Here is a 12,477-nt window from a genome sequence, read left to right on the forward strand (position 1 = left end):
GTCTTCAATCCGCAAAATTCACAACTTCGGGTCGGCTCAGGCGTGGGTTCGAAGGTAACCGCTGTGGAGGACATGACGTGTCGCGCCAACGAATTCGTGCCGGTCTCAACCTATTTGCGTTCATGGCCGGGACCGCTCTCGCGGCAGGCTTCGTCGTCGTCGCGGCAGTGTCGATGTCGGATCCTGTGGAGAAACCGGCCAATGCGGCTCAGACCGACAATGTGGCAATGACATCGGCGCCACCGGCCACCACTGACGAACCGCCGACCACCACCGAAGAGCTGCCGACCACACCGGCAATGCGCGGGGCGGCGAACAAAGAAGCCACGAGTTTGCAGGTGAACATCGGCGACTGCGTGTACCTCGGCGGCTCCGCTGGCATCGACAAGGCCGCCTGCGGCACCGCGAACTCGATCTACAAGGTCTTCGAGAAGGCCCCGGCAAACAGCCAGTGTCCCACCGACGCCGACCACACCTACAACGAAACCCTGCAGGGTGCGATGCAAGCTGCGCTATGCCTGGACATCGACTGGGCGGTCGGCGGCTGTATGGACCTGGTTCCCGGCAGCCCCCAACGCCTGGACTGTGCCACCCGCACCCCGAACGCCGTACACGTGATCGACATCAAACAAAACACCGTCGACGTCAACGCCTGCGGCTCCGCCGACAGCGGAATCGTCTACCAGCAGCGACATTACGTGGTCTGCGTCATGCGACTCTGATCACGTGCGCGAGGAGCCACGTCGCCCACTCCTCCGCTGCCGCGACACTATCTGACCGAGGCGGCACACGCGGAGTTATCCGACGATGCACGATCACTCAGCCGTGGCTCGGTCGAGTTCTTCCGGAACGATCTCCTTCGCCCGTTCGTAGTTCCGCTGAACCCCACCGCAGACCGCCGAGTCGGCGGGCTCTTCTACCCCGGTGGCGCTTGCTCCTCGACCAGGGACAGGCCACCGGCCTGCCCCTTAACACCCGCTCTTCGCGTGTAGAGGCTCCAACGTCAAGTGTGGCCGCAGGCAAGGGCGCCGACATCAAGACCGTGCCGGCCCGTGTCCGGCACGGGAGCCCGCGACCACCTTGCTCTACCACGCCCCCTGTGACCTCATGCCGACGAGACGACGCGAGCCGCGGTCAGCGGCGTACTCCAGGCCCGACTCCAGACTACTGCGCACTCACCGCGCACCGACGATTCAAGCGACGCCAGCGAGTAGTCCAAATTCCTCCTGGCCTAAGCGGGCACGAGTTCGCTTTCCCGGTACAGCCCGGCTACCGGTTCGTCGGTGCCGTCGATGTCGAGCGCGACATGAATACGGCCACCGTCCACGCTGGTCACAGTGCCTTCAACGATGCGATGCCCGAACCGTACACGGACACGGTCCCCGGGCCGCAGCATGTGGTCCTCGCCCTTACGCATCGTTCACCCGCTTTCCTACAACGTTTCCCATCCGGCATCGGCCGTCTTCTGCGAGTATGCCTCGACCACTCTATCCAGGCCAGATGCAGCACCGTCGAGAGATCGCCGCCACCTCTTGAACGCGGCAAGGTTGAGCGGCTGTTTCTGGTCTCGCGCCACTTCACCCCGCGAGACGCATACGCTGCATGGATATCGGGCCACAGCGTCATTCCCAGGATTGCGAAGTCATTGCCGAGGTTGCCCGGGTTTGCGTTCCCCTTGTCGAGATTCCTGTTGCGGACCAGCGCGTTGCGAACGACAGAAATCCGTGGATCGCTGCCCAGGTCCAGACTGCACCTATTAATTGAGGCCCGCGTACGAGTGCAGCCCGCTGATCACCATGTTGATGATGAACAGGTTGAACAGCATGGCGACGAACGCGGCGATGTTGATCCAGGCGGCCCTCAGGTCGCGCCAGCCGGAGGTGGCGCGGGCGTGCAGGTAGGCGGCGTAGAGGACCCAGGCGATGAAGGAGCAGGTTTCCTTGGGATCCCAGCCCCAGAAGCGGCCCCAGGCGGCCTCGGCCCAGATCGCGCCGAGGATGACGCCCGCGCCGAACAGCGGGAAGCCGATGATGGTGGCCTTGTAAGCGAGCCGATCCAAGGTGCGGGCGTCCGGCAGACGACGGGCGATCGCGCCGAGGACGTTGTTCGACTCCTGGCCGTCGGGCTGGCGCAGGCGGTACAGGAACAGCATGCTCGCCACGCCCGCGAACAGGAATACACCGCTGCCGACACTGACGATGGTGACGTGCACGGGCAGCCAGAACGATTTCAGCGCGGGCACCACGGGTGCAGCATCGGCGTAGAGCACAGTGCCCGCGAGGAACAGCAGAATCAGCACCGGCACCAAGAGGAATGCCCACATCGCACGGTAGCGCTGCTCGCGCAGAAACAGCAGTCCCACCAGCACGGCGGCCGCCGTCGCCATGGTGACGAACTCGTACATGTTGCCCAGCGGAAAGCGGTGGGTCGCGAAGCCACGCAACACGATCGAGCCCAGGTGCAACGCGATCGCGACCATCAGCACCGAGAACGCCATGTTGCCGAGCCGCTCCGACAGCGGCGTCCGCGACGGCTCGACGACGCGGCCCGGCCCCTGCGGCGTCGCGCCACCACCCACCGTGACGAGTTCGCGCTCGGCGACCATGCGGCTGCGCGCCGTCGCGTACTGCCAGATCAGCAGAACCAGCACCAGCGCGTACACCACGATCGCCGTTTTGAACGCGAAATCGCTATATCTTGCGATGGTCTCGTCGATCGTCATGATCACTCTCCCGTGGTCTCGGCGCCACGCGCCGCAGTAGTCTCCGCGCCACGCGCCGCAGTAGTCTCCGCGCCACGCGCCGCAGTAGTCTCCGCGCCACGCGCCGCAGCGGTCCCGGCGTCGGGCTGCTCGTCGAGCAGGCGCGTGCGCAGTCGGTCGAACTCGCTGCCCCAGCCGGCCTGATCGGTCCTGGCGAGCCCGCCCATCTCTACTACAGTGCGTCGTTGGTCAACGGTACCGGCTCCGTCATCGGCCGGGTAGACCCGCACCCAGATCCGCCTGCGCTTGATCAGCAGCGAGACCAGCAGCCCGGCCATCATCAGCAGCGCGCTCACCAGCACCCACTGCTGGGCCGGATCGTGCGAGACCTGCAAATTGACGAACTCCTGCGCGCCGTCGAAGGTGACCTTGGTGCCGTTCGGCAGCGCGGTCGACTCGCCGGGGCGCAGATTGACCCTGGCCTCCTTGGTCAGCCTGCCCTGCTTGACCTGTTCGGGATCCAGCGCGAACAGCGACTGCGGCTTCCCGGTGTCCAGCCCGGTGTCACCGCGATAGATGTCGACCGCGACGGCCGGGTCCTTCATCTCGGGAAACGCCGAGGTCAGCAGCGACCCATGGAACATGGCCGTGGGGGCGAACAGGCCCTCGATCGCGATCTGGTTCTTGCGGCGTTCGTCGTCGGTGGCATACATACCGCCGGGCGGGTCGATCCTCAGCACGCCGCTGGACAGGAACGTCGACGCGTCATCCGGACGCCACTGGATGGACTCGGTGCGCGTCTGACCATTGGGAAAGGTAACCGTGAAGGTCGGCGCGTAGCCGTGGCCCTGCAGGTAGAGCCGGTCGCCGACGACGCGCAGCGGGTGATTGACCTGCACCTGGGTGTCGTGCCAGGTATTCGTCCGGAGGTCCTCGCCGGCCTGGTAGGCCAGGTCCGCGGTGAACATCTCGGCTTGTCCGTTGGCCAGATAGTCGGCCCGGAAGTTCTTGACCCGCACGCAGACCGGGGTCATGCCGGTGCCGTCGTTGACGTTGCCCGCCTTGAAGGAGTCGAATACCGCAGGCGAGGTGGTGCAGAACCCAGGTCCGTTGTTCGCCAGGACGATGACGCTGCCCTCGTAGCCGAACAGCTTGCCCACCGCGATCGCGATCAGCAGCCCGACCAGCGCGAGATGAAATACCAGATTGCCGAGTTCACGGGTGTAGCCCTTTTCCGCCGAGAGCGCCAGTTCGCCATCGCGGTCGCCGGGCCGGACCTCGGTGCGCCAGCCGCGCAGCTGGGACCGCGCGTGGTCGATCACCTCGCCGGGCGACTGCGCGACGCGGCCCGAGTAGTGGTGCGGCAGCCTGGTCAGGTTCCGCGGCGCCCGCACCGGCGGCGTGCGCAGGGCGCGGTAGTGATCGAACGTGCGCGGGAGGATGCAACCGACCAGCGAGATGAACAACAGTGCGTAGATCGCGGTGAACCAGAAGCTGGAGAACACATCGAACAGCTCGAAGCGGTCCATCCACGGACCGAGCGTGGGCCGGTCGGCGATGTACTTGGCGACCTTTTGCTCGTTGAGATTTCGCTGCGGCAGCAGCGCGCCGGGAATTGCGGCCAGCGCGAGCAGGAACAGAAGTACCAGGGCGGTGCGCATGCTGGTGAGTCCGCGCCAAGTGTTGCGGACCAGCGCCCAGGCCCGTCCGGCCGGCGATCGGTGCGGCGGCCGCGCCGAGTTCGCGGTCGTCGGCCGGTGGGTCGCGGTCATTTGGGTCACGGTCGGAGGAGGCACGGTCATATCGGCAGGGTCACCTCGGAGACGAACGCGTCGCGCACCCAAGCGACGAACTGGTCCCATGCTCCGGTGACCAGCGCGGCACCGACCGCGACGAGCAGCATGCCCCCGATGATCTGGATGGTGCGCGAGTTACGGCGCAGCCAGCCGACCCCGCGCAGAGCGCTCGCCGACCCGAAAGCGAGCACGACGAACGGCAAGCCGAGGCCCAGGCAGTAGGCGACGATCAGCGTGACGCCGCGCACGGCCGTGGTCCCGTCGGTACCCGCCGCCACCGCCATGACGCCGGACAGCGTCGGGCCGAGACATGGCGTCCACCCGAGCGCGAAAACCCCGCCGAGCAGCGGCGCACCCAGGATGCTGGAGAGCCTGCGCGGTTGCATCCTGGTATCGCGCTGCAACGCGGGCACCAGACCGATGAAGACCAGACCCATCAGGATCGTCACCACGCCGCCGACCCGTTGCAGCAGTTCCCGGTTCAGGTTGAGCGTCTGGATGACCCCGAACACGGTGGCGGTGGCAAGCACGAACACGACGGTGAACCCGGTGACGAACAACCCGGCCGCGCCGGCGACCCGGATCCGTCCCGAGCGATCCGGTGGCGCAACGACGGCCGACCCCGACCGCGGCGCACTGGCCTGCGCGACAGTGGCCGGCGGCGCCTCCGCGCCGACCAGCCCGGCCAGATACGACAGATACCCGGGGACGAGCGGCACCACGCATGGCGAGGCGAACGACACCAAACCCGCGAGCAGGCACGCGCCGAGCGCCAGCAGCAGCGGCCCGGAGGCCGCCGTTTGCTGGAACGATTCACCGATTCCGGCAAGCACCATCAGATGACCTCCCGGGCTCGCGGCGCGAGGCGCTCAGGTCTCACACCGATTCCTCCCGCGTATCCTCTGGCGACCGTTCCGTGCCGCGGCGCAAGGACACCTTTCGCTCGGTGGCGGCCGGCTCTTCGGCCACCTCGAACACGGCGAAGTCCAGCAGCGAGTCGGCGGCGACGCTGCGCGGCACGGTGGCGATCCCCGCCCACCGGTCATCGACGGCCCATCCGCCGCCGATGCGTCGAGCGCCCTGCCGTGGCCGGCAGGCACGCAGGTGGCGGGTACGACGGTCACGGTTCACTGTGATTCCTCCGCGGCGAGAGTTTCGACCACCGGCTGCAGGTCCTCGGCGAGCAGGGACCGCAGGTATACCGCGGCGACCCGGTGTTGCCGGTCGAGGACGAGGGTGGTGGGGATGACACTGGTAGGGAAATTCCCGCCGAGCGCAAGCAGAGTACGCATCGACGGGTCGTAGATGGACGGGTAGCCGACCTTGTTGTCGACCACGAAATCTTGGGCTTTGTCCTGCTGTGGATCGCGCACGTTGATGCCGAGGAAGGCAACGCCTTTGTCCTTGGTCGCCTCGTAGACCTTCTCCAGGGCAGGCGCCTCCGCACGACACGGACCGCACCACTGGCCCCACAGATTGAGCACCACGACCTTGCCCGGATAGTCCTCGACCGAGATGGTCTTGCCGGCCGTGATCAGGTCCGGACCGGCCAGCTTGCCGATGGTACCGCGCGCGGCGGGCGGATCGTAGCGGATGGCGGTCTGTCCGCCGGGCGAGACGAATTCGAAGGTGCCGCCCGAGGACACCGCGTCCGATCCGGTCGAACAGCCCGTGAGCGCGGCGACCAGCGCCACGCACGCGAGCAGAACCGGCAGCATCCGCCCGGTGTGTTTCGGGGGCGCAGTGACGGACCCGGTGTAGCGAATCATGCGCCGTGTACCGAGGGGTCCGAGCCACCGGCCGGCTCGGAGTAGACGATGTCGACGAGCGTGTCGCCGTGGTAGACCAGCGAGGTCAGCGATGCGAGTGCGCACTGCCGGTGCCGCGGGTCGTGCCAGAGCCGCTGTCCTTGCAGGAATCGGCGCAGCGTCCACACGGGGAGCTGGTGCGACACCAGCACCGCCTCGCGCCCGGCTGCTTCCACCCGTGCCTTGTTCACCGCGGCCAGCATGCGGTGCGCGATCTGCAGATAAGGCTCGCCCCAGGACGGGGTGAACGGGTCGCGCAGCTTCCACCAGTGCCGCGGCTTGCGCAGCGCGCCGTCGCCGACCGAGACGCGCAGACCTTCGAACGTGTTACCGGCCTCGATGAGGTTCTCGTCGGTCCGCACCAGCAGGTCGTGCTGCCCGGCGATCGCCTCGGCGGTCTCCTGTGCCCGCTGCAGCGGCGAGGCGATCACCAACGCGATGTCGTGATCGGCCAGCGCCCGGGCGACCGCGCCGGCCTGCGCGCGGCCCGCCACCGACAGACTGAATCCGGGCAGGCGTCCGTAGAGGATGCCGTTCGGGTTGTGCACCTCGCCGTGCCGCAGCACGTGCACGATCGTCTCCATCGCTGCGGTCGCTGCGGCGGGCGCCCGCTCGGGAGCCGGTTCCTCGGCGGGCTCGGTCGAATCAGCCGGGACCTCGTCGGCCGCCGGAGCCGTCTTCCCTGCTTGACGGGCAGCGGCGGACGCCACCGCAGGCGCCGCGGCCGCGGCGAAGTGGGCGCCCGCGTCGACCACACTCGATTCGGCGGACCCGGCCTCGGCCGTCGCGGACTCGGTGGCGGCACTCGCGGCCGCGAACTGCTCACCCGCGTCGATCACGGTCGCTTCCGAAACGGGATCGATGATCGGCACGGCCGCGGCGGACCCGTCGCCCGTCGCTGGAGCGGCCGAATCGGCGGACTCGATTCCGGCATCGACGGCAGTAGGCTCGGCGGGCTCGCGCCGGTCGGTATCGGGTTGATCGAGATCGGAGCTCACGCGCGGGGTCCTTCGGGGGTGGCGGCCGCCGCCGCGTGCGCGGCGGCGGGCAGGGCGGCAGCGATACGGTCGAATGCGTTCTCGTCGAGCGCCGCGGAGACGAACCATGCTTCGAACGCACTCGGCGGCGCGTACACGCCACCATCGAGCAGGGCGTGGAAGAACGCTGGGTAACGCCACGTCTCGCTCGCCTTGGCGGCGGCGTAATCGGTGACCGGGCGTTCGGCGAAGAACACGCTCACCATATTGCCTGCGAATTGAACCTGGTGCCCGACACCCGCCGCGGTCAGCGCGCCGCTGAACAAATCACCGAGCCGCTCGGCGTTGCGGTCCAGCGCGGCGTAGACCTCGTCGTCGGCCGCGCGCAGGGTAGCCAGACCCGCGGCCACCGCGACCGGGTTACCGGATAGCGTGCCCGCCTGGTAGACGGGCCCCAGCGGGGCGAGATGATTCATGATCTCGGCGCGCCCGCCGAACGCGGCGGCCGGCAGCCCTCCGCTCATCACCTTCCCGAAGGTGTACAGGTCACCGGCGACGCCTTCGCGGCCGAACCAACCCGCACTGCTGACCCGGAAGCCGGTCATCACCTCGTCCATGATCAGCAGCGCGCCGTGCTCGGCGGTCAGTGCGCGCAGACCCGCGTTGAACCCGGGCACCGGTGCGACCGCGCCCATATTGCCCGCCGCCGCCTCGGTGATCACACACGCGATCTCGCCGGGATTCGCCGCGAACGCGGCGGCTACGGCGTCGAGGTCGTTGTAGGGCAGCACGATGGTGTCGGCCGCCTGGGCGCCGGTGACGCCGGGCGAGGTGGGCAGGCCCAAGGTGGCGACGCCGGATCCGGCGTCGGCGAGCAGCGCGTCGACGTGACCGTGGTAGCAGCCGGCGAACTTGATGATCTTGGTGCGCCCGGTGTAGCCGCGCGCCAGCCGGACCGCGCTCATGGTGGCCTCGGTGCCGGAGTTCACCAGCCGAACCCGTTCCACCGGCGCGACCCGCCGCACGATCGCCTCGGCCAGCTCGATCTCCGCCTCGGTCGGCGCGCCGAACGATAGCCCGCTCGATGCCGCACGCCGCACCGCCTCGACGACCGCGGGGTGCGCGTGGCCGAGAATCATCGGACCCCAGGAGCAGACCAGGTCGACGTACTCGTTACCGTCGGCGTCCACGAGCGTGTAGCCGTCGGCCGAGGCGATGAATCGAGGTGTGCCGCCAACGGATCGGAACGCCCGCACCGGCGAGTTGACGCCCCCTGGAATCACCGAACTCGCCCGGTCGAAGAGCTGAGCGGAGACCGGCACCGTCGCACTGGTCACACGCGGAGAAGAACTCACGTGCTCCAGTCTCTCAGCTTCGCTGAAACGGCTCGACGACAGGGTGTAGTGCGGTGACGCAGGCCGCAGACCACCGGCAACACGCCGAGACCAGGTTCGCGCGAATTTCGATCGCTGAAGGGTTGCCGATGCGTAGTGTCGGGAGGCCATCGTCTACCGGTCGGGAGGGTCTGCATGCGGATTGCCATCGTCAGCGCGGGTGTACTCACCGCGGTCGCCTGCGCCACTGCGGCGCTGGGCGCCGGTTCCGCCGGCGCGGAACCGCTCGATCAGCCCGACCCAGCGCGCATCGGCATCCACCTGGACCATGCGGCGACCACGACCCTGGCCGGCGGGCCGATTCCCGCCGTGGTCACCATGGTCGTCCCGCCCAATCGCATCGGCGCCGGCCTGAAGAGCGACTCCGAGATCTACCGCGACCAGCACGGCCGGGTGTACGCCTCACTGCGCCAAGTGATGATGGAGGCGGCCGAGCATCCGGACGGGACGATCACCGTCTATCTCAATGCCCCCGGTACCCGCGACGGCCGCCTGCTGGACATCTACCAGCACTGGAACTGAGGTCGCCACGGGCTCGCTGTCAGGCGTACATGCAGGGCGCCTGCGCCGATATGGTGTGCAGGACGCACATGAACGAGTTGTAGGGCCCTGCGGACCCCGAATCCGGCACCAAGATCGGCGCGTCGACCGCGGTCGCGTCTTCCAGCGGCAGACCCGGGCTCGCGCCGGACGGCGCGGCCCCGAATCCGAGGGCGGCGGCCACGGCAAACGCGGCACAGATCTTCACGGCGAACCGGTTCATCAAACACTTTCCTTCATCGACACGCATTCCGAAATACAGCCGAAATACTAACGGCCACAGGGACATTCCTGGCAAAGCGCGCGGTCTTCGGGTGTCCCGCCGAACACCACGCGCTTGCACGGTAGCCCAGCCGCGCGCTGTTCGCAGCAGCTCCCAGGCAAGCCACGGCTAAGTGATGCCGAGACGGAAAACAGCGAATCCGGTGGTCGCCGGACACGCCAGCGGCGCGGGAAGCACGTGCAGCAACGGTGCGAGCGCCGTGGCCGGGAATGCCGGGCGCACCGGAATCAGCGGTGCGGTAACAGTTTCGGCAACCGCGGCCGCCGGCGTCGAACGGCCGCGCATGCCCGATCAGTGGCCGATTCGGGCCGGACCGCGGATGCCGCGAACGAGTCGGGCCGCCGCGTCGATCGCGAGCACTCCGGCCACCGCGACGAGCACCGCGGCCAGCACCTGCCAGGGCGCGACGTATCGGGTCGCGGTGAATTCCGGCGCGTCGCCGAACGGCGCGAAGTCGAGGGTGCGCACACTGTTGCGCCAGCTGAGCACCGCCGCCACCAGCGCGAGCACCATCACGTCGAGTTCGACGAGCACCGCGATGATCCAGCGCCTCATCCGTCCGCTCCGTTCTCGCCGCGCCGCACCGCCGCGGTCAACGCCGCCCGCAACGCTTGATGGTCCTTGGCCCAAGCCTGCACCAGCGTAGCGTCGGCCAGTCGCAGCCCGATGCCGGTGCGGCGACGCGGCACGCCGGTCAATTCCCCGAGCGCCCTCGCCGACTCCCACAGCTCGTCGTCAAAGGATTGCTCGTCACGTTCGGGAAGCACCTGCGCGATCGAGGTCAGCGGCAGCGACTCCGTGCCCGAGCGCAGTGTCGCGGGGGTCAGCTCCACGCTGACGTGCCGCTTGCCGGCGAACACTTGCAGCGCGACGAAACCCGCGATCAGCGCCGAACAGAACAGCAAGGCGAACCAGTGCACAGAGCTACCCGTGACGAATTCGAGAACCAGAATGGCCAGGCACAGGATCGGCCCATAGGACACCACACGCCAGCGGGCGCCCGGTTCAGCGAACAAGACGGTCGCGGCGGTCACACCGAGCCCAGCCCGGCGGCGCGCGGCGACACGACGGAAAGCGGGACCGATCAGCGAGTCAGGCCGGGCAGCAACAGCACGGCGACGGTCAGCACGGCGAACAGAATCAGCAGGCTCAGTATGGCCAGATCCCGTCGAATGCTGTGCGGCTGCTGGATCACCACTCGCATCGCTGCCTCCGATCCTCCGATGTCATCAACGGAACTCCTGCACGCAATGCACGAGAGTGCGGGGCAGACGACCACCGGCTCCATGTCCACTGTGACAACCCTCACCATACCTGCAGCTTCGTCTCGGACAAACTGGCAACGTGTTGCATCGATCGATCGCTCACTGTCTGCCGGGCTGGAAGTACGCGTTGGACTCCGGGCGGTGCGACAGATAGATGGCTCCGATCGCGAGCACGGCCTGCACGATCGCGGCTGCGCCCGCCACCAGCGAAGCCGTCCCGGTCACCGCGTCGATCGCCAGCAGCACACCGACGCCGAGCAGAACGACCCACGCGCCGAGCACCGTCAGCACAGTACGCGCCCAGAGCTTGCCGCGCCCGAACTGGTGCACCACCACCAGCGTGAGCGCCGCGGCGCCCAGCCCGATCAGCACCACGAGCACGTACACCAGTGACACCATGAGTTCGACGCCGGCCATGGTTACCTGCGGGTCCTGCGCACTGGCCTGCTGGTAGACCTCCTCGGCGAAGGCGCGCCGACGCTCCAGCGCGGCGATGACCGACGCGACCAGCTGCACGATGCCCAATCCGACGGCACCCCACCACAGTTGCCGTGCGGTGCCGACATCCTCCGGCATCGGGATCCGGGCCGGTCGAACGCCGAACGGCCGCGCCATGTTCGTCACGACAGCCAGTGCGCGGCCTCGGTCGCCCAGTAGGTGAGCACGATGTCCGCACCCGCCCGGCGGATACCGAGCAACGACTCGAGAATGGCGCCGCGGCGATCGATCCACCCGCGCTCGGCGGCGGCCGTGATCATCGCGTACTCACCGGAGATCTGGTAGGCGGCGACCGGGACGGTCGAGCGGTCCGCGACATCGCGCAGGATGTCCAGATACGACATGGCCGGCTTCACCATGACGATGTCCGCGCCCTCGGCGAGGTCCAACTCCACTTCGCGGATCGCCTCGCGGCGATTGGCCGGGTCCTGCTGGTAGGTGCGCCGGTCGCCTTGCAGCGACGAACCCACCGCCTCACGGAACGGGCCGTAGAACGCCGAGGCGTACTTCGCGGAGTAGGCCAGAATGCCGGTATCGGTGCGCCCGGCCGCGTCCAGTCCGTGCCGGATCGCGCCGACCTGACCGTCCATCATGCCGCTGGTGCCGAGCAGGTCGGCACCGGCTTCGGCCTGAGCGAGTGCCATCTCGACGTAGCGGCCCAGCGTGGCGTCGTTGTCGACGGTGCCGTCGGCCGCGACCACCCCGCAGTGGCCGTGGTCGGTGAACTCGTCCAGGCAGGTGTCGGCCATGACTACGGTCGAATCCCCCACCTCGTCGGCGAGCGCGCGCAGACCTCGGTTGAGGATGCCTTGCGGATCGTCGGCCTGACTGCCGACGGCGTCTTTGTCTTCGGGACGGGGCACGCCGAACAACATGATCCCGCCGACGCCTGCCGTGACCGCCTCGACGGCGGCCTTGCGTAGCGAGTCCAGCGAATGTTGCACCACTCCCGGCATCGAGCCGATCGCGCGCGGTTCCACCAGCCCGTCGGCGACGAACATAGGCAGCACCAATTGCCGTGGTTCCAGTGTGGTTTCGGCCACGAGACGACGCAAAGCCGGGGTACGGCGCAACCGCCGCGGGCGGTCCATTCCGGTCATGAATCGCACGATACGCCCGGTCCGATCCGCTGTCGCGAGCGCCCGGGAGCCCAGGGACCGGCCGGCCCCTGGGCGCAGCGCACGACACCGCGCTGTGCGAGCAGCTGCCGGTGGT

At 68.2% G+C, this 12,477-nt stretch carries 14 protein-coding genes; 2 read left to right on the forward strand and 12 right to left on the reverse strand.

The window, feature by feature from the left end; genetic code table 11:
• Window positions 1-122: 122 nt before the first annotated feature.
• Complete coding sequence (lppU, locus tag ACT86A_RS03160) at window positions 123-722, forward strand: LppU family putative lipoprotein (protein WP_445090447.1); 600 nt, start codon at window positions 123-125, stop codon at window positions 720-722.
• A gap of 1,034 nt (window positions 723-1,756) precedes the next feature.
• Here the strand turns inward: lppU and ccsB are convergent.
• The 7 genes from ccsB to hemL all read right to left on the reverse strand — a co-directional run bounded on the left by ccsB (window position 1,757) and on the right by hemL (window position 8,637).
• Window positions 1,757-2,722, reverse strand: coding sequence for a c-type cytochrome biogenesis protein CcsB (gene ccsB / locus ACT86A_RS03165; protein WP_445090448.1), 966 nt, complete (start codon window positions 2,720-2,722; stop codon window positions 1,757-1,759).
• Window positions 2,723-2,724: 2 nt separating this feature from the next.
• Window positions 2,725-4,473, reverse strand: coding sequence for a cytochrome c biogenesis protein ResB (gene resB, locus ACT86A_RS03170; protein ID WP_445090449.1), 1,749 nt, complete (start codon window positions 4,471-4,473; stop codon window positions 2,725-2,727).
• A gap of 26 nt (window positions 4,474-4,499) precedes the next feature.
• Window positions 4,500-5,333, reverse strand: coding sequence for a cytochrome c biogenesis CcdA family protein (locus tag ACT86A_RS03175; RefSeq protein ID WP_445090450.1), 834 nt, complete (start codon window positions 5,331-5,333; stop codon window positions 4,500-4,502).
• Window positions 5,334-5,373: 40 nt separating this feature from the next.
• Complete coding sequence (locus ACT86A_RS03180) at window positions 5,374-5,628, reverse strand: hypothetical protein (protein WP_445090451.1); 255 nt, start codon at window positions 5,626-5,628, stop codon at window positions 5,374-5,376.
• Window positions 5,625-6,215, reverse strand: coding sequence for a TlpA disulfide reductase family protein (locus ACT86A_RS03185; protein WP_445090670.1), 591 nt, complete (start codon window positions 6,213-6,215; stop codon window positions 5,625-5,627). Before ACT86A_RS03185 ends, ACT86A_RS03180 begins: the two co-directional genes overlap by 4 nt.
• A gap of 47 nt (window positions 6,216-6,262) precedes the next feature.
• The gene (locus ACT86A_RS03190; protein ID WP_445090671.1) at window positions 6,263-6,889 is read right to left on the reverse strand and encodes a histidine phosphatase family protein; all 627 of its coding nucleotides are present in this window, start codon (window positions 6,887-6,889) and stop codon (window positions 6,263-6,265) included.
• Between the two features lie 410 nt (window positions 6,890-7,299).
• Window positions 7,300-8,637 carry a glutamate-1-semialdehyde 2,1-aminomutase gene (gene hemL / locus ACT86A_RS03195; protein ID WP_445090452.1) on the reverse strand — a complete coding sequence of 446 codons (1,338 nt, stop codon included), beginning with the start codon at window positions 8,635-8,637 and terminating at the stop codon, window positions 7,300-7,302.
• A gap of 174 nt (window positions 8,638-8,811) precedes the next feature.
• Here hemL and ACT86A_RS03200 point away from each other — a divergent pair, with 174 nt between their 5' ends.
• Window positions 8,812-9,198, forward strand: coding sequence for a hypothetical protein (locus ACT86A_RS03200; protein WP_445090453.1), 387 nt, complete (start codon window positions 8,812-8,814; stop codon window positions 9,196-9,198).
• A 19-nt stretch (window positions 9,199-9,217) separates the two neighbouring features.
• On the opposite strand, the gene ACT86A_RS03205 is transcribed toward ACT86A_RS03200, so the two are convergent.
• The 5 genes from ACT86A_RS03205 to hemB all read right to left on the reverse strand — a co-directional run bounded on the left by ACT86A_RS03205 (window position 9,218) and on the right by hemB (window position 12,362).
• A complete protein-coding gene (locus ACT86A_RS03205; protein ID WP_445090454.1) occupies window positions 9,218-9,439 on the reverse strand; it encodes a hypothetical protein in 222 nt (73 codons plus the stop codon).
• Between the two features lie 351 nt (window positions 9,440-9,790).
• Window positions 9,791-10,054: a hypothetical protein gene (locus ACT86A_RS03210; protein WP_445090455.1), complete on the reverse strand. Its 264-nt coding sequence runs from the start codon at window positions 10,052-10,054 to the stop codon at window positions 9,791-9,793.
• Window positions 10,051-10,533 (reverse strand): transport-regulating membrane protein Mce1N, encoded by a 483-nt coding sequence (mce1N, locus tag ACT86A_RS03215; protein ID WP_445090456.1) that lies wholly within the window; start codon window positions 10,531-10,533, stop codon window positions 10,051-10,053. The genes ACT86A_RS03210 and mce1N overlap by 4 nt, the downstream gene beginning before the upstream one ends.
• A 330-nt stretch (window positions 10,534-10,863) precedes the next feature.
• A complete protein-coding gene (locus ACT86A_RS03220) occupies window positions 10,864-11,340 on the reverse strand; it encodes a hypothetical protein (protein WP_445090457.1) in 477 nt (158 codons plus the stop codon).
• Between the two features lie 44 nt (window positions 11,341-11,384).
• Window positions 11,385-12,362 (reverse strand): porphobilinogen synthase, encoded by a 978-nt coding sequence (gene hemB, locus ACT86A_RS03225; protein ID WP_445090458.1) that lies wholly within the window; start codon window positions 12,360-12,362, stop codon window positions 11,385-11,387.
• Between the last annotated feature and the right edge of the window lie 115 nt (window positions 12,363-12,477).

This window comes from Nocardia glycosmidis (assembly GCF_052545115.1).

Bases quoted from the DNA above. Each gene is read 5' to 3' on its own strand.
- lppU (WP_445090447.1), top strand. From the start codon at position 123: ATGGCCGGGACCGCTCTCGCGGCAGGCTTCGTCGTCGTCGCGGCAGTG.
- ccsB (WP_445090448.1), bottom strand. From the start codon at position 2,722: ATGACGATCGACGAGACCATCGCAAGATATAGCGATTTCGCGTTCAAA.
- resB (WP_445090449.1), bottom strand. From the start codon at position 4,473: ATGACCGCGACCCACCGGCCGACGACCGCGAACTCGGCGCGGCCGCCG.
- ACT86A_RS03175 (WP_445090450.1), bottom strand. From the start codon at position 5,333: ATGGTGCTTGCCGGAATCGGTGAATCGTTCCAGCAAACGGCGGCCTCC.
- ACT86A_RS03185 (WP_445090670.1), bottom strand. From the start codon at position 6,215: ATGCTGCCGGTTCTGCTCGCGTGCGTGGCGCTGGTCGCCGCGCTCACG.
- ACT86A_RS03190 (WP_445090671.1), bottom strand. From the start codon at position 6,889: ATGGAGACGATCGTGCACGTGCTGCGGCACGGCGAGGTGCACAACCCG.
- ACT86A_RS03200 (WP_445090453.1), top strand. From the start codon at position 8,812: ATGCGGATTGCCATCGTCAGCGCGGGTGTACTCACCGCGGTCGCCTGC.
- ACT86A_RS03205 (WP_445090454.1), bottom strand. From the start codon at position 9,439: ATGAACCGGTTCGCCGTGAAGATCTGTGCCGCGTTTGCCGTGGCCGCC.
- ACT86A_RS03210 (WP_445090455.1), bottom strand. From the start codon at position 10,054: ATGAGGCGCTGGATCATCGCGGTGCTCGTCGAACTCGACGTGATGGTG.
- ACT86A_RS03220 (WP_445090457.1), bottom strand. From the start codon at position 11,340: ATGCCGGAGGATGTCGGCACCGCACGGCAACTGTGGTGGGGTGCCGTC.
- hemB (WP_445090458.1), bottom strand. From the start codon at position 12,362: ATGACCGGAATGGACCGCCCGCGGCGGTTGCGCCGTACCCCGGCTTTG.